The sequence below is a fragment of the Micromonospora sp. WMMD1219 genome, assembly GCF_049315215.1.
In the GTDB taxonomy this organism is placed as follows: domain Bacteria; phylum Actinomycetota; class Actinomycetes; order Mycobacteriales; family Micromonosporaceae; genus Micromonospora; species Micromonospora tulbaghiae.
Genome location: NZ_CP186057.1, coordinates 6,476,971 through 6,491,554 on the forward strand (window position 1 = coordinate 6,476,971; position 14,584 = coordinate 6,491,554).

The window sequence follows — 14,584 nt, forward strand, 5'->3', positions numbered from 1 at the left end:
CGCCCGCCCGGCGCCGCGGTCCGCGGCTCAGCCCGGGGTGAGCAGGCAGAACTCGTTGCCCTCCGGGTCGACGAGCACCCGCCAGTGGATGTCGGCCCCACCCACGTCGGCGGCGGTGGCACCGAGCGCCAGCAGCCGGGCCTCCTCGGCGTCCAGGTCGTCGCCCGGGTAGGGGCGGACGTCGAGGTGGACGCGGTTCCAGCCGGTCTTCGCGTCGGTGCTGCGGGCGAACCGCAGGTACGGCCCGACGCCCTTGGCGGAGCGCAGCACCGCCTGCCGGTCGGTCACCTCGTGCACGGTCCAGTCGGTGGCCCGGCTCCAGAAGCCGGCCATGGCGCCCGGGTCGACGCAGTCGACCACCACCTCGGCGATCGGCCCGGTGTCCGCGTGCCGCGGGTCCGGCTCCCGTACGCAGAACTCGTTGCCCTCCGGGTCGGCCAGGACCGTCCACGGCACGTCGCCCTGACCCACGTCGGCGGGCGTGGCGCCGAGCGCGGTCAGGCGCGCGACCACCTCCGCGTGGTGCGCGGCCGAGGTGGTCGCGAGGTCGACGTGGACGCGGTTCTTCGCCGTCTTCGGCTCGGAGGAGACGACGAGGTCGACGTAGAGGAAGCGGGGGTCCGGGTAGGTGAAGCCCTCGGGTTCGAGGTTCGTCACGCCGGGGGCCTCGCTGGAGATCTCCCAGCCGAGCACCTTCGCCCAGAAGTCACCGAGCGTGATCTCGTCGTGGGCCTTCATGTTGATCTGTACGAGCCGGGTTGCCATGGCCGCGATGCTAGGGCGTGGGCCGTGCCGGCGTGGTCCCGGCAGGTGATCAGGAATCGAGAAGCGCACCGTGACCGCCGCGCCATAGCGTGGTCCTCGGGCGGTCGGCACCACGCGGACCGCGAGCCACGAGGGGGAATCGAGATGTCCGACGGTTTCAGCGCCGAGGAACGCGCCGCGATGAAGGAGCGCGCGGCCGAGTTGCGCGCCGAGGGCAAGAAGGGCGCCAAGAAGGCCGACGACCTCCAGGCCGTGCTCGACCGGATCGCGCAGATGGCGCCGGAGGACCGCGAGCTGGCCGAGCGCGTGCACATGACCATCACCTCCGCCGCGCCGGAGCTGGCGCCGAAGACCTGGTACGGCATGCCCGCGTACGCCGACGCGGCCGGCAAGATCGTCGTCTTCTTCCAGGACGCGGGGAAGTTCAAGTACCGCTACTCGACGCTGGGCTTCCAGGAGGCGGCGAAGCTCGACGACGGCGACATGTGGCCGGCGTCGTTCGCGCTGGTGAAGTGGAGCCCGGAGGTGGAGAAGAGGATCACCGAGCTGGTGCGGGCCGCCGTCTCCTGACCGGCGGCCCCGTCAGGCGGCGGGCGCCGCGCCGAGGGCGAGCGCCGCGGCGTCGCGGGCGCAGCCCCAGGACAGCATCACGCCGTTGCCCGCGTGGCCGTAGTTGTGCACGACGAGCGCGTCACCGCGCCGCTCGGCCTCCACGCGCGGCGCCGCCCGGCCGGGGCGCAACCCGACGCGGTGTTCGAGGATCTCGGCGGCGGCCAGGGCGGGTTCGATCGCGACGCACCGGGCGAGGACGTCGGCCTCCTCGGCCGGATCGGGGGTGGTGTCGTCGCTGCGTCGCTGGCCGCCGCCGAGCACCACGTGGTCGCCGTGCGGGAAGATCGACGCCCATGTCGGCGCCATCGGCGCCTCCATGAAGAACCGGTCCAGGCCGGGGTTGCGCACCACGATCCGGGGGCCGCGCACCGGGTGCAGGCCGGTGTCGCCGGTCAGCGTCCGCGCCGCCAGCCCGGCGCAGTTGACCACCACCGGGGCCGACGTCGCCGCCTCGTCGAGCGAGCCCGCCGGCGCGACCCGCACCTCACCGCCGGCGTCGCGGAAGCGCTCCAGGAGGTACGCGAGGTAGACCGGCATGTCGACCAGCGGCAGCCGGACGGCGAACGCGGTGCCGAAGCCGGCGGGGCGCTCGTCGTCGCCCAACTGCCGGAAGCCCGGCGCCTGGTCGGCGAACGGGGGCGTCGCCCCTTCCGGCCGGGCGGCGAGCGTGCCGTCGCGCCACGCCACGCCCGGCAGCGGCTCGGCGCCGAGCACCCGCAGCGTCTCGTCGGTCCAGGCGCGCTGCGGGTCGCCGGGTGGGGACAGATTGGGGCCGACCATCGCCCCGGCCAGCGCCGACGTCGTGTGCGCGGGCGGCGCCGCGGTGCGGACGAGCACCCGGGCGCCGCTCTCGACCAGCCGGATGCCGGTGCTGAGGCCGCTCACGCCGGCTCCGAGGACGACGACGTCCGGACGTGCGGTCATGGCGGACTCCCATCGCGTCACGGCTGTGGCCGCCCACCCATTCTGCCCGGTGACCCCGCTCCCGTTTGTCCCTCGTCGTCGGGGGTAGCCCTCCCAGTGCTCCGGACGATCCGGGGCGAGTCGAACAGGGCACGGGCATCCGGGAGGCGTCGAGTGCGAGCAATGGTCTACCGCGGTCCGTACCGGGTGCGGGTACAGGAGAAGGACCGGCCCGTCGTGGAGCATCCCAACGACGCGATCGTGCGGGTGACACGGGCCGCCATCTGCGGCTCCGACCTGCATCTCTATCACGGGATGATGCCGGACACCCGGGTCGGGATGACGTTCGGTCACGAGTTCGTCGGCGTGGTCGACGAGGTCGGGCCGTCGGTGCGCAACCTCAAGCCCGGCGACCGGGTGATGGTGCCCTTCAACGTGTACTGCGGGTCGTGCTTCTTCTGCGCCCGGGGCCTCTACAGCAACTGCCACAACGTGAACCCGAACGCCACAGCCGTGGGCGGCATCTACGGCTACTCGCACACCTGCGGCGGCTACGACGGCGGCCAGGCCGAGTACGTCCGGGTGCCGTTCGCCGACGTCGGGCCGAGCCCGATTCCGGAGTGGATGGACGACGACGACGCGGTGCTGCTCACCGACGCGCTCGCCACCGGCTACTTCGGGGCGCAGCTCGGCGACATCGCCGAGGGTGACGTGGTGGTGGTGTTCGGCGCCGGGCCGGTCGGCCTGTACGCCGCCAAGTCGGCGTGGCTGATGGGCGCCGGCCGGGTCATCGTCATCGACCACCTCGACTACCGGCTGGAGAAGGCCGCCTCCTTCGCCCACGCCGAGACGTACAACTTCGCCGAGTACGACGACATCGTCGTGCACATGAAGAAGATCACCGACCACCTGGGCGCGGACGTGGCCATCGACGCGGTCGGCGCGGAGGCGGACGGCAACCTGCTGCAGCACGTCACCGCGGCGAAGCTGAAGTTGCAGGGCGGCTCGCCGGTGGCGCTGAACTGGGCCATCGACTCGGTACGCAAGGGCGGCACGATCTCGGTGATGGGCGCGTACGGGCCGATGTTCAGCGCGGTGAAGTTCGGCGACGCGATGAACAAGGGGCTCACGCTGCGGACGAACCAGTGCCCGGTGAAGCGGCAGTGGCCGCGCCTGTTCGAGCACATCCGCAACGGCTACCTCAAGCCCAGCGACATCGTGACCCACCGGATCCCGCTGGAGCACGTCGCCGAGGCGTACCACATCTTCTCCGCCAAGCTCGACGGCTGCATCAAGCCGCTCATCGTCCCGAACGCCGCCTGAGAGGACCGGAGCCGACCATGCCGTACACGCCGGACAAGCCGAAACTCGCCGAGTCCCCGGACGAGCTGCGTGCCCGTATCCCCGGGTGGGGCGCCGACCTCGACCCGGCCGACCGGCCCGCCGTACCGAAGGAGCGCTTCGCCCCGGAGATCACCGGCGCGCACTGGGAGTTCCCCGAGCGGCAGCCGGAGAAGTGGCCGCGCGAGCGGTCGATCGAGCACAGGTTCCTCACCCCGGTCTTCGGCACCTCGTGCCCGCCCAAGGGGCTCTCCGGCGTGATCCGCCGCTACTCGTACCGCCGGTTCAGCGAGGGCCGCGCGGCGCACTGGCTGCTGCTGCTCGCCGCCGACCGGGTCGACACCGCGGAGAGCAGGCTGGGGTCGCTGTTCAGCCGTCACCCGGACAACCCGGTGGCCGAGACGGGCGTACGCAGCGAGTTCACCCACCACGGGCTGTCGTCGCGGCGCGGCAACCGGGTCGACCGCGTGCACCACCCGCTCGACCCGGTCGTGGTCGCCGCGCCCTGGGTGCTGGCCGGAGGCGTCGCCTTCCTGCTCGTACGCCGGGTGGCGCGCCGCCGTCGTTAGCGCTGCCAGGAGTCGAGGCCGCGGACCGCGGCCCGGGCGACGTCGTCGGCCAGGCCGGGGTCGTTGCTGGTGCCCTCCCAGCCCTGGTCGTGCACGACAGTGACCGCGTCGGCGACCCGGATCACGAGGATCTGGCTGGTGGTCCGGCCCTCGGCCGGGCTGCCGTCCAGGCCGGTCGCCGGCCGGCTCACGGTGACCAGCAGGGCCTCGTCCCCGGTCCCGGCCATCGGCTGGGACCGGACGGTGACGGTGCCGCCCGAGGCCTGGAACGACCGGCAGTCCGCCACCGCGCCGCGGACCCGGCGCAGGTAGTCGGCCGCGCCGGTGCCCTCGAAGGCGAAGACGGTCTGGTGCAGCGTGCCGTAGGGGACGTTCTCCGGCGGGTCCTTCGGCTGCTTGTAGGCGCTCATCATGGCGGCGCTCGCGGTGACCGACCGTCCGCCGCTGCGGAACTCCTGGTCGCACAACCCGGGCAGCGCGTCGGTGACCTCCATCGGTTGCGCGCCGGACTTGCGCAGTTCCGGCGGCAGGTCGGCGAAGGCGGACGTCGGAATCGTCACGCGCCCGCCGGACGACTGCGACGCCGACGGCGTGACGGCCGTGGGCGCCGGGGCCGCCGAGGTCGCGCCCGGCCCCGCGTCGCCGCCGCCGTCGTTCTCACCGCCGTCGCCACACGCGCCGGCCAGCAGCGCGGTGACGAGCAGGGGTACGCCAAGCATCCGCCTACGGCGACCCGGTGTCCTCACGTCGACCTCCGTCCCGTGCCCGTCCCGACGACGTTCCCGATGCCACGCCGCCCGAAACGGCCGCTCCCGTCCCTGCTTCCCCAACGCCGACACCCCGTGCCACGTTCCGGCGCGGAGGCCACCCGCCTGACCAGCAATACGCAAATACTTGTTTGCACAAACGTGTGTTTGCGATAGCGTGCGGGTCATGCGCTCCGATCCGGACCTCGACCTCGCGTTCGCCGCCCTCGGCGACCCGGTCCGCCGCGCCCTGGTGACCCGCCTCGCCCGGGGTGAGGCCACAGTCGGCGAGCTCGGTGAGCCGTTCGACCTGACGCCGCAGGCCATCTCCCACCACGTCGGCGTGCTGCGCCGGTGTGGCCTGGTCGAGCAACGACGGGAGGGCACGCGGCGGCCCTGCCGGCTGCGCGTCGACCGGCTCACCCGGCTGAGTACGTGGATCGACGAGCAGCGCCGCGCCTGGGACGACCGTCTCGACGCGCTCGAAGACCACCTCGCCGGACCGGAGGCGACCCGGTGAGGGCCCGTACCGAGCGGCACGGCGACGAGCTGATCGCCCGGCGTCACCTACCGGCCGGGCCGGACCGGGTGTGGATGGCCTTCACCTCGCCGGCGGGCATCGCCGCGTTCTGGGGCGGCTCACACGCCACGGTGCCGCGGGCGTCGGTGACTGTCGACCTGCGACCGGGCGGCGAGTTCGCGCTCGACACGCGCGCGCCGGACGGCCGGACCGGACGGCTGCGGTTCGTCTACGTGAGCGTCGACAGGCCACGTGAGCTGGTGTTCGACGAGCCGGTCACCGGGCTGCGCACGACCGTCACGCTGCGGCCCGCCGGAGACGGCACCGACCTCACCGTGCACCAGCGCAAGCTCCCGCCCGAGTTGCGCACCGACCAGGCCGCCGACGGGCTCGCCTCGATCCTCGACGCCCTCGCCGCGCACCTCCGACACCACGACGATGGAGACGACAGTGACCCGAGCAACCCAGCGTGACCTGGTCGCCGAATACTTCGCCGGCTTCCGGGCCGGTGACCACGCACGCATCCTCGCCACGCTCACCGACGACGTCGAGTGGGTCATCCACGGCCACCGGACCACGCGGGGCCGGGCGGAGTTCGACGGCGAGATCGAGAATCCGGCGTTCACCGGCAGCCCGCGGCTCGACGTCGAGCGCGTGCACGAGGACGGGCCGGTCGTCGTGGTGACCGGCGAGGGCCGGGGCGTCAGCGTCGAGCACGGGCCGTTCCGGTTCGCCTTCAACGACCTGTTCACGTTCCGGGACGGGCTCATCGCCCGCGTCGACTCCTACGTCGTACCGCTGGGGGCCGCCGGGTCGTGAGCGCGGCGGCCGCCGGGCCGGGTGAAGGCCCGGCGGTACGCCGACGGCGAGGTCCGCATCGCGGCGGTGAAGTGGTGCCGGAACGTCACAGCCGTCTCGAAACCGACGGTCGTGGCGACCTCATCGATCGGCACGGTGGTCGTCTCCAGCAGCGGCAGGCTGGCCTGGACGCGCCGGTCGATCAGCCACCGGATCGGTGTGGTGCCGGTGGCCCGCGCGAAGTGCCGCAGGTAGGTACGCGCCGACATGTGGGCCTGCCGCGCCAGCCGGTCGACTGTGATCGGGGTGCCGAGGTTCGCCAGCGCCCAGGACATGCTCGCGGCGAGCCGGCCGTCCTCCGGGTCGCCGGGCACCGGCGACTCGATGAACTGCGCCTGGCCGCCCTCGCGGTGCGGCGGTACGACCAGCCGGCGGGCGACCGCGTTGGCGATCGTCGGGCCGTGGTCGCGGCGTACCAGGTGGACGCAGAGGTCGAGACCGGCCGCGCTGCCGGCGCTGGTGAGGATGTCGCCGTCGTCGACGTAGAGCACGTCCGGGTCGACGCGTACCGCCGGGTGGCGCCGGGCGAGCAGGTCGGCGTACCGCCAGTGGGTGGTGGCCCGGCGGCCGTCGAGCAGGCCGGCGCCGGCCAGCGCGAACGCGCCCGAGCAGATCGACACGATCCGGGCGCCGCGCCGGTGGGCCGCACGGAGCGCGCCGGTGAGCGCCGGTGTCGGGTCGGCGTGCACGTCGGCGACCCCGGGCACGATCAGCGTGCCGGCGGCGGCGAACGCGTCGAGGCCGTGGCCGGTGTGCAGGGTGGCGCCGCCGACCAGCCGCACCGTGCCGGGGGTCTCCGCGCAGACGGTCAGCTCGTACCAGGGCACGTCGAACTCGGGGCGGGGCAGGCCGAAGACCTCGGTGACGATGCCGGTCTCGAACACCGACATGCCCTCGTACGCCAGCACCGACACGGTGGCGCGGTTCATGGCGGGATCTTAGCGAAGGGCGTCGCTCGCGCCACTGGAGCGGCCGGACGGCGGCCACCACGATGGGTGCCATGTCGAACGTCCTGCGCATTCCCGCCGCCCGCCCCGCCGACGCCCTCGCCCACTTCGCGGCCCGCTTCTCGTTCGAGGCCGACGTGAGCGACGTGCACGCCGACCTGGAGGCGGGCGTCCCCGGCCTGGTCGTGGTCGACTCGCGCTCCCTTCCGGCGTGGCGGCAGGGGCACATCCCCGGCGCCGTGCACCTGCCCACCGCCGAGGTCGCCGCGCGGGCGGGCGAGCTGGTCCCGCCGGACGCCACGGTGGTCACCTACTGCTGGGGGCCGGGCTGCAACGGCGCCACCCGCGCGGCGCTGGAGTTCGCCCGGCTCGGCCGGCCGGTCAAGGAGATGATCGGCGGGTACGAGTACTGGGTGCGGGAGGGTTTCCCGGTGCGCACCGGGGCGGGGCTCGTCCGGCGGCCCGCCGACGACCTCACCGCCCCGGCCGGCGTCTCGTGCGGCTGCTGAGGCGTGTCGGTTCCGTACAAGACAGCAGATGGCGGCCGTTCCTAGCATGGCCCGCATGCGTGATCTTGTGTACACCGGATTCATGTCGCTCGACGGCGTCGTGGACTCCCCCGGCGGCGGCCCGGGCGAGGAGCACCGCAGCGGCGGCTGGGTCGTCAAGGACGTCGAGTTCCTGCCGGAGGCGTTCTCGCTCAAGGGCGAGGAACTGGCGCAGACCACGGCGCTGATGTTCGGCCGGCGCAGCTACGAGGCGTTCGCGCCGACCTGGCGCGACTCCGAGGACCACGCCGCCTACCGGGACCTGCCGAAGTACGTGGTGCCGTCCAGTCTGCCCGAGGACGCCCTGGTCGACGGCTGGGGGCCGACGACGGTCCTGCGGAGCACCGCCGACGTGGCCGCGCTCAAGCAGGGCGACGGCGGCGACGTCTTCATCCACGGCAGCGCGGAACTCGCCCGCCGTCTCGCCGAGGCGGACCTGATCGACAGGTACCACCTGCTCGTCTTCCCGGTGCTGCTCGGCGCCGGCAAGAGCCTGTTCAGCCAGGCCGACCGGGACCGGCAGACGCTGCGTCTGCGCGACTCCGCCGCCTACCCCAACGGCGTGGTCAAGCTGATCTACGACGTGACCCGCTGAGCCGGGTCCAGCGCTATCGCACCACCGGCGCCCGCGCGCAGCTCACCGGCCGTCCGTCCGACGTACCGGCGCAGCGCGCGGGCCAGGTGCGGTTCGTCCACGTACCCGAAGGTGGTGACCGCGTCGGCGGGCGGGCCGCCGGCGGCCAGCAGCACGGCGGCGCGGCGCGCGCGGTCGATCTGCCGCACCGCGCCCCGGGTCAGGCCGGTCGCGGCGCGGAACCGGCGTTCGAGGGTACGGGGTGAGGCCGGTGGGCGGCCGCCGCGCAGCGTCTCGGTGACGAGCGGGTCGCGGACCACCGCACCGGCACGGACCAGCCGGTCGACCAGGGCCTCGGCGTCGTCCGGGCCGGGTGTGGGCCACCGGCCGCCGTCGAGCCGGAACGTGCGGCGGCTCACGTCGGGCAGCTCGGCGCCGCCGTCGACCAGCGCGGGCGTGGATACGAGCCGCAGCGAGGTGCCCACCGCGAACTCGATGCCGACGAACGTGGCGCCCTCGGGCACCGGCGCGGTGCCGGTCGCAATCTCGGGGCCGGAGACGGCCGCGTACGAGCGCCCGTCGCGCTGCCAGAACACCAGCCCCCAGCACGGGGTCGCCACCGACGTCATCTCGTCGACCCGATCGCTGGTGCAGGTCCACACGGTGTCGATCCAGTCCGAGTCGGACGTCCGGGTGGTGAACCGCAGCTCCACGGCAGGAGCATACGGCGGCCACGGGGCACGAGTGGTCGGGCGCCCGGGGAACGGCCGGTCCGGCTCAGTCCCGCAAACCCATCGCCCGGCGGATCGGCTCGGCCGTCGTCGGATCTGCCAGCCTCATGACGCTGATGAATCCGTTCCAGGTGGTCGCGCCGACGAGCACACGCTCGTCCAGCGCCGCCATGACGAAGCCAGGTCGTCCCGAAGGGCCTCCCAGCACACCCTGGTCCACGCCCTTGCCGATGACGTCCCATTCGTCGCGCAGCCGCACCCGGGCCCAGTGCGGCCTCGCTGACGGCTCTCCGTCGACCGGCCCGACCGAGACGAGAAAGCACCCCTCTTCGTCGAACAACCGGCCCCTGTACGCGAAGTCCCACCACGCCGCGTTGGCGCCCTCGATCAGGCAGGAGTCGTCGAACATGAACTCGACATCCTCCCTGCCGTCCTCGGTCGAGCACGCGGAGAGCATCCAGGCCGCCGAGGCCGGGAGCCCGGCGGAGTCCCAGTGGAAGTCGACCACCTCCACCCCGGCGGTTCCCAGGGAAGCAACGATCATCTCCCGGTCCGGCATTCTTCTCCCCCGGTCCTGTGTCCCGCACTACCGTGCGGCGGATTCCTGCCCGTTCCGCTCGTCGTCCCGGGCGGGGTAGCCGAGGATCTCCGCGAGGTCACCGGCCGCCTTCGTGTACGCGGCGTAGATGTCGTCGTCGAAGTGGTTGCGCCAGTCGCCGGACGCGCCCTTGCGGTAGTGGGAGATCCGCCCGGGCGTCTCCTTCGACTTCTTCATCCTGGTGAAGCTGTAGCGGGCCAGCAGGGCCTCCAGCTCGGCCGGGGGCAGCGTGATGCCGCAATGCCGCAGGAGCTGGTCGACCTCGTCGGCCTGCCGCTCGCCGGTCAGATCCTCGTAGCGGAACAGCCGGAACGTCTCGTCGCTCGGCGCGACCGCCCAGGACCGCATCTGCCCGAACTGCTTCTTGTCGCGCAGGCGGTCGATGACGTAGAGCATGCCCTCCTTCTTCGGCAGTTCCTGGAGGGCCTTGCGCGCCTGCGGGATGTCGCCCATCGGGGCGTGCGAGTTGCGCAGCGAGAAGTAGCTGGACACGACCACGTCGCGCGGGTCGCGGATCACGAAGAACGCGCGGTAGCCGCCGGCCTTGGGCACCGCCTCGAACCGCTTGTGGGAGAGGAAGATCGCCAGGCCGATGCGGCCGGCCGGCACCGGCGCGGTCGCGCCGCCGGAGTAGAAGCGCGGGTCGTAGGGCAGCAGCCCGCTGTGGCGGTAGACGGCCGGGTCGCTGAACAACGCCTTGATCCACTGGCTGCCGGTCTTGCGGACGGTGCAGTGGAAGATGTTGTCGAACTCGCTTTGGGCCACCACCGGAACGGTGAGTCGCATACGGGCGTTGCGCGCTTCCATCTGCGCCCGCCGGGCCTTGACCCGCAGAGAATTCGGCGAATTGTGCTTGGCGAATTCGACGGCCCGATTAATCATTTCCCAACCTCATCCGGACCCCGCGGAGCAGGGGCAGCACGAACACCTTTCCGCACGTCACGCAGGTGAAGTCCGCAGACCTCGCCTGCTCCGCCCCGCGCCCCGACGCGCCGCTAGGAATATCCCCGACGGTCCGATTGATGTCAATCCCGGGCGGCTGGGAGAACGCTGAAAATCTACAATTTCCATAGGAATTGCGGAATAGGCGCGACGGGCACCCGCGGCGACCCGCGCACCGGCACAATGAGCGCCGTGCCCACCGCCACCCGCGACCTGCTCGCCGCCCTCGACCCGCTGCCCCACCGCGACCGGACGCGGCGCCTCGTGGCGTGGGCACGCACCGCGCCCGACCGGGCGCAGGTCTGCGCCGACCTGCGCCGGCACGGGCCCTACGAGCGGCGTCTCGCGCTGCTCGCCGCGCTGGCGACCCGGGACACCGCGGCCGTCCTGGCCGCGACGTTCGACCCGGAACCCTCGATCGCCGCCACCGCGCTGACCGCCGCCGTGCGGGCCGGCGTGACGCCCCCCGACCTGACCGACCGGCCGGCCGACGCGCGGCGGCGCGTCTACCGGGCGCTGCGCCGCAACCCGGTGCCGGCCGTCGCCGACGCGCTGATCATCGGGGTACGCGAGCGGTTCGGTGACCACGAGGCCGCCGCGTTGCTGCCGGCGTGCGGCCCCGAGACGGTACGGGCGTGGCTGCCCGATCTGGAACACGCGCTGAACCCGGAACGGCTGATGCGGTCGCACTCCGACATCGTGCTGACGCGCACCGGTGAGCGGATGGCCGTGGCCCCACCGGAGTCACGCGGGCGGATCTGGGCGGAGGTCGCCGGCGCGGTGCTGCACGGCGATCCGGCGCGGGCGCTGGACCTGCTCGACGGGTACGCGCCCGAGGAGTCGCTGCCCGGCCCGCCCGTCGCGTACGGGCGGCTCGCCGCGCACGACGCCCGCCGGGTCGTCCGCCTGCTCACGTCGTCCGCACGCGCGGCCTGGCTGGCACGGACCACGCTGCCCCGGGCGCTGCTGCGCCGCCTCGCCGCGCTGCCCACCGCCGAGCTGGTCCCGCTGGCCGCCCGGCTGCGGGAGCACGACCACGCGCTGGCCGCGCTGCTGCACGCCGTCGCGCCGAGCCGTCGCGCCGAGCTGTACGACGGGGCGCTGGCCGACACCGACACCACGGCGCTGCTGCCCGGCGCCCAGGTGATGGAGGTGCTGCCGGCGGCGGTACGGGCGCGCGAGGCGGCCCGGGTGCTGACCCTGCCGTCGGTCCGCGAGCGGGAGGAGCAGGTGCGGTTCTGGAGCGCGTACCTGCCCTGGCCGGAGGCGTCCGCGTCGGCGAGCGCGGCGCTGCGCTCGGGCGACGCGGACGAGCGGGCGGACGGCTGGCGGCTGCTGGTGGCGGCCGCACGCCGCTCCCGCGACCCGCGCACGGTGGCCCAGGTGGTGGTCCGGCTCGGCCGGCTGCGCAACGAGCAGGACCCGGTACGCGCCGCAGCGCTCACCGCGCTCGCCACTGTGGCGCCGCTGCTCACCGCCACGAGCGCCGGTGGACTGACCGGGCTCACCACCGACGCGGTCGACGCGCGGGACGCCTCGGCGACCACCACCACCGCGTTGAGCCGGCTCGCCGTCGACGTCCTCACCCACCACGTGGACGTGCCGGAACTGGTCGAATGGGCGCTGCGCACGATCGACGCGGTGAGCAGCGACGCGAACGTTCCGGTGCTGCGCCGGCTCGACACCGTGCTGCGGCACGGCCAGGAGGCGGTGGTGTTCGACCGGCTGCGCGGCCGGATCGAGGCGGGCATGGCGCGCGGCCGGTACGGGCTGCTGTTCGCGTTCACCCACGCGCTCGGCCGGCGGGCCTGGCGTCTGCCGGGGCTGCAGGACCTGCTGCGCCGGACGATCGGGCCGGACACCCTGCCCGCTGTGGCCCGTACCGCGGTCGGCCTCTGGCTCGACGACCCGCGTACCCGCTCGCGGCGCGTCGCCGAGGTGCTCGACGTCGACGCGTCGGCGGTGGCGCTGCACGAGGTGTGGGCGATCGTCTGCACGTCCCGCACCGACCTGCTCGACCGGGTGCTGGACCGGCCCCCGCGCGGCCGGTTCGTGGAGAACGGGAAACGGTGGGTGCCCGGCCCGGCGCCGCGCGCGCAACGGTGGCTCCCCCGCCACCAGGAACGCTTCGTGGCGCTCCAGGCGCGCGTCGTCGCCGACTCCGGTCACCGGGTGTGGCAGCGGGCGGCGGCGATCCGGGCCGCCGCCGGGGCCGGACCGGCCGGACGCGAGCTGGTGCTGCGCCACGTCGACGCGTCCGAGGTGCCGGTCGCCGAGGCGGCGCTGGGCGCGCTGGTCTGGACCGACCGGCCGGACGAGGCGTTCCCGGTGCTGCTCCGGTACGCCGACGGCGACCGGGCACGCGTCGCGCTGTACGCCGCCGGGCGGGCCGCCCGGTACGTCCCGCCGGCCCGGCTGGCCGAGCTGCTGGGCGGGGTGCTGACCGGTGCCGCGAAGGTCACCAGCCGCAAGGAGGCCGCCCGGCTCCTGGCCCGCTACGCGCACGTGGACGTGATGGCGGCGCTCGGTGAGGCGTACGCCGATCCGGGCACGCACCGCGACGTGCGCGCGGCGATCGTCTCCGCCGCCCGGCAGCGGCTGGGGACCGAGGCGGGCTGGGCGGTCCTGCGCGCCGCGGTGCACGCCAGCCGGGAGGAGCGGCGGGCGGTGCTCGGCGCGTACCCGTCCGGGATCTCGCAGCGCCACCGCCGCACCTACGCCGCGCTGGTGGTGCAGGCGTGCCGGGCCGACGACCGGGAGGTCCGCCGCGCGGCGTTCGACGCGCTCGGCGAGTGGTGGCAGTGGCTGACCGGCGTCACCGACCTGGTCGTGGACCGGCTCACCGACCCGGACGAGACGACGCCGGGCATCGGGGTGGCGAACCTGCTGCGGGCCGGCGGCGACGGGGCGTTCCGGGCCGCGCTGGCCCGGCTGGTGGAGCGGGACGCCGCCGACGACGACCCGGGCGGTCCGGCCGCCGACCGGCCCGCCCGGCGGCGCGTCGAGCTGCTCGCGGAGGGCGCGGCCCTGTGGTCCGACAGCCGCCCGGCCGCCGCCGACCGGGCCGGGCTGGTCGAGGCCGCGCGGTGGCTCGCCGGCCGGGACACCTTCCTGGGTACGGCCACCGGGCTGCTCGTCGACCTCGGCCGCCTCGACGACCTGGACGAGGTCGCCGCGCTCTGCGCGGGCCGGCCCGTGGTCGCGGTGCGCACCGCGCAACGCGTCGGCGATCGACTGCTCACCATGCGGCGGCGGCCCGACCCGGCGGCCGTCGCCGGCACGGTGGCGCGCCTCGCCGGGCGCGGCGACCTGGCCGGTGGGCTGTTCGCGGTGGCGCTCGTCGCGCACGGGTCGGAGTTCGGCTGGAAGACGCCGTGGCGGGACCTGCTCGTCGGCTTGCGCCGTCATCCGGACGCCGACGTGCGGGAGGCCGCGTACACGCTCGACATGAGCTGACCGGGCCGGACGTCGCCCTATGCTCGGGGCGTGACGCTTCAGCGGATGGACCACGTCAGCGTCGTGGTGGACGACCTGCCGGCCGCCATCGCCTTCTTCACCGAACTCGGCATGGAGGTGGAGGGCGAGACGCCGGTCGAGGGGGCCTGGGTGGACCGGGTCAACGGCATGGACGGCGTACGGGTGGACATCGCGATGATGCGCACCCCGGACGGCCACGGCAAGCTCGAACTGACGCGGTTCCGGGCGCCGGCGCTCGTCGCCGCCGAACCGTCGGACGCGCCGCCGAACACGCTCGGCCTGCGGTCGGTCATGTTCGCCGTGGACGACGTCGACGACACGGTGGGCCGCCTGCGGGCCCACGGCGGCGAGCTGATCGGTGAGGTGGCGGACTACGGCGACGTCTACCGGCTGTGCTACCTGCGCGGCCCGGCGGGAGTCATCGTGGCGCTGGCCCAGCAGCTCGGCTGACCG

The 14,584-nt window shown here is 74.0% G+C and carries 17 protein-coding genes; 10 read left to right on the forward strand and 7 right to left on the reverse strand.

All coding sequences use genetic code 11. The features are described from left to right. Positions 1-27: 27 nt before the first annotated feature. A complete protein-coding gene (locus ACN27C_RS30260; protein ID WP_422749673.1) occupies positions 28-765 on the reverse strand; it encodes a VOC family protein in 738 nt (245 codons plus the stop codon). A gap of 144 nt (positions 766-909) precedes the next feature. Between ACN27C_RS30260 and ACN27C_RS30265 the strand changes: the two genes are divergently transcribed. Next, the gene (locus ACN27C_RS30265; RefSeq protein WP_091423431.1) at positions 910-1,335 is read left to right on the forward strand and encodes an iron chaperone; all 426 of its coding nucleotides are present in this window, start codon (positions 910-912) and stop codon (positions 1,333-1,335) included. 12 nt (positions 1,336-1,347) lie between these two features. Here ACN27C_RS30265 and ACN27C_RS30270 read toward each other — a convergent pair whose 3' ends face one another. Then, a complete protein-coding gene (locus ACN27C_RS30270) occupies positions 1,348-2,301 on the reverse strand; it encodes an FAD-dependent oxidoreductase (RefSeq protein ID WP_364805268.1) in 954 nt (317 codons plus the stop codon). Between the two features lie 216 nt (positions 2,302-2,517). On the opposite strand from ACN27C_RS30270, the gene ACN27C_RS30275 reads away from it, so the two are divergent. Both ACN27C_RS30275 and ACN27C_RS30280 read left to right on the forward strand, forming a co-directional pair. Continuing rightward, positions 2,518-3,603, forward strand: a complete 1,086-nt coding sequence (locus ACN27C_RS30275; RefSeq protein ID WP_357899140.1) for a zinc-dependent alcohol dehydrogenase — start codon at positions 2,518-2,520, stop codon at positions 3,601-3,603. A 17-nt stretch (positions 3,604-3,620) separates the two neighbouring features. Beyond that, a complete protein-coding gene (locus ACN27C_RS30280) occupies positions 3,621-4,190 on the forward strand; it encodes a hypothetical protein (RefSeq protein ID WP_120570790.1) in 570 nt (189 codons plus the stop codon). Here the strand turns inward: ACN27C_RS30280 and ACN27C_RS30285 are convergent. Then, positions 4,187-4,909, reverse strand: a complete 723-nt coding sequence (locus tag ACN27C_RS30285; RefSeq protein WP_393378575.1) for a hypothetical protein — start codon at positions 4,907-4,909, stop codon at positions 4,187-4,189. The genes ACN27C_RS30280 and ACN27C_RS30285 overlap by 4 nt on opposite strands. Positions 4,910-5,123: 214 nt before the next feature. Between ACN27C_RS30285 and ACN27C_RS30290 the strand changes: the two genes are divergently transcribed. Genes ACN27C_RS30290 through ACN27C_RS30300 form a run of 3 tightly spaced genes read left to right on the forward strand, consistent with a single transcriptional unit; the run spans position 5,124 to position 6,275 of the window. After that, complete coding sequence (locus ACN27C_RS30290) at positions 5,124-5,456, forward strand: ArsR/SmtB family transcription factor (RefSeq protein WP_120570792.1); 333 nt, start codon at positions 5,124-5,126, stop codon at positions 5,454-5,456. Further along, complete coding sequence (locus tag ACN27C_RS30295) at positions 5,453-5,929, forward strand: SRPBCC family protein (protein ID WP_252450142.1); 477 nt, start codon at positions 5,453-5,455, stop codon at positions 5,927-5,929. The genes ACN27C_RS30290 and ACN27C_RS30295 overlap by 4 nt, the downstream gene beginning before the upstream one ends. Then, positions 5,907-6,275 carry a nuclear transport factor 2 family protein gene (locus ACN27C_RS30300; protein ID WP_120570794.1) on the forward strand — a complete coding sequence of 123 codons (369 nt, stop codon included), beginning with the start codon at positions 5,907-5,909 and terminating at the stop codon, positions 6,273-6,275. Before ACN27C_RS30295 ends, ACN27C_RS30300 begins: the two co-directional genes overlap by 23 nt. On the opposite strand, the gene ftrA is transcribed toward ACN27C_RS30300, so the two are convergent. Next, positions 6,242-7,243 carry a transcriptional regulator FtrA gene (ftrA, locus tag ACN27C_RS30305; protein ID WP_120570795.1) on the reverse strand — a complete coding sequence of 334 codons (1,002 nt, stop codon included), beginning with the start codon at positions 7,241-7,243 and terminating at the stop codon, positions 6,242-6,244. The two genes, ACN27C_RS30300 and ftrA, sit on opposite strands and share 34 nt — an antisense overlap. A gap of 62 nt (positions 7,244-7,305) precedes the next feature. Here ftrA and ACN27C_RS30310 point away from each other — a divergent pair, with 62 nt between their 5' ends. Together ACN27C_RS30310 and ACN27C_RS30315 are read left to right on the forward strand one after the other, a co-directional pair. Then, positions 7,306-7,770: a rhodanese-like domain-containing protein gene (locus ACN27C_RS30310; protein ID WP_422749678.1), complete on the forward strand. Its 465-nt coding sequence runs from the start codon at positions 7,306-7,308 to the stop codon at positions 7,768-7,770. A gap of 55 nt (positions 7,771-7,825) precedes the next feature. Next, positions 7,826-8,404, forward strand: a complete 579-nt coding sequence (locus ACN27C_RS30315) for a dihydrofolate reductase family protein (RefSeq protein WP_422749680.1) — start codon at positions 7,826-7,828, stop codon at positions 8,402-8,404. Here ACN27C_RS30315 and ACN27C_RS30320 read toward each other — a convergent pair. From ACN27C_RS30320 to ACN27C_RS30330, 3 genes are all read right to left on the reverse strand, one after another. Beyond that, a complete protein-coding gene (locus tag ACN27C_RS30320) occupies positions 8,386-9,096 on the reverse strand; it encodes a helix-turn-helix domain-containing protein (RefSeq protein WP_422749682.1) in 711 nt (236 codons plus the stop codon). The two genes, ACN27C_RS30315 and ACN27C_RS30320, sit on opposite strands and share 19 nt — an antisense overlap. Before the next feature lie 64 nt (positions 9,097-9,160). After that, on the reverse strand, positions 9,161-9,673 hold the full coding sequence (locus ACN27C_RS30325; RefSeq protein WP_244933408.1) for a hypothetical protein: 513 nt from the start codon (positions 9,671-9,673) through the stop codon (positions 9,161-9,163). 27 nt (positions 9,674-9,700) lie between these two features. Then, positions 9,701-10,594, reverse strand: a complete 894-nt coding sequence (locus ACN27C_RS30330; RefSeq protein ID WP_421500190.1) for a sulfotransferase domain-containing protein — start codon at positions 10,592-10,594, stop codon at positions 9,701-9,703. 243 nt (positions 10,595-10,837) lie between these two features. Here ACN27C_RS30330 and ACN27C_RS30335 point away from each other — a divergent pair, with 243 nt between their 5' ends. Then, positions 10,838-14,110, forward strand: a complete 3,273-nt coding sequence (locus ACN27C_RS30335; protein WP_422749685.1) for a hypothetical protein — start codon at positions 10,838-10,840, stop codon at positions 14,108-14,110. A gap of 45 nt (positions 14,111-14,155) precedes the next feature. Then, positions 14,156-14,581, forward strand: a complete 426-nt coding sequence (locus ACN27C_RS30340) for a VOC family protein (RefSeq protein ID WP_422751689.1) — start codon at positions 14,156-14,158, stop codon at positions 14,579-14,581. The last annotated feature ends 3 nt before the right edge of the window (positions 14,582-14,584 follow it).

Coding starts and splice junctions, on each gene's coding strand:
- ACN27C_RS30260 (WP_422749673.1), bottom strand. CDS start 765: ATGGCAACCCGGCTCGTACAGATCAACATGAAGGCCCACGACGAGATC.
- ACN27C_RS30265 (WP_091423431.1), top strand. CDS start 910: ATGTCCGACGGTTTCAGCGCCGAGGAACGCGCCGCGATGAAGGAGCGC.
- ACN27C_RS30270 (WP_364805268.1), bottom strand. CDS start 2,301: ATGACCGCACGTCCGGACGTCGTCGTCCTCGGAGCCGGCGTGAGCGGC.
- ACN27C_RS30280 (WP_120570790.1), top strand. CDS start 3,621: ATGCCGTACACGCCGGACAAGCCGAAACTCGCCGAGTCCCCGGACGAG.
- ACN27C_RS30285 (WP_393378575.1), bottom strand. CDS start 4,909: ATGCTTGGCGTACCCCTGCTCGTCACCGCGCTGCTGGCCGGCGCGTGT.
- ACN27C_RS30290 (WP_120570792.1), top strand. CDS start 5,124: ATGCGCTCCGATCCGGACCTCGACCTCGCGTTCGCCGCCCTCGGCGAC.
- ftrA (WP_120570795.1), bottom strand. CDS start 7,243: ATGAACCGCGCCACCGTGTCGGTGCTGGCGTACGAGGGCATGTCGGTG.
- ACN27C_RS30310 (WP_422749678.1), top strand. CDS start 7,306: ATGGGTGCCATGTCGAACGTCCTGCGCATTCCCGCCGCCCGCCCCGCC.
- ACN27C_RS30315 (WP_422749680.1), top strand. CDS start 7,826: ATGCGTGATCTTGTGTACACCGGATTCATGTCGCTCGACGGCGTCGTG.
- ACN27C_RS30325 (WP_244933408.1), bottom strand. CDS start 9,673: ATGCCGGACCGGGAGATGATCGTTGCTTCCCTGGGAACCGCCGGGGTG.
- ACN27C_RS30330 (WP_421500190.1), bottom strand. CDS start 10,594: ATGATTAATCGGGCCGTCGAATTCGCCAAGCACAATTCGCCGAATTCT.
- ACN27C_RS30335 (WP_422749685.1), top strand. CDS start 10,838: ATGAGCGCCGTGCCCACCGCCACCCGCGACCTGCTCGCCGCCCTCGAC.
- ACN27C_RS30340 (WP_422751689.1), top strand. CDS start 14,156: ATGGACCACGTCAGCGTCGTGGTGGACGACCTGCCGGCCGCCATCGCC.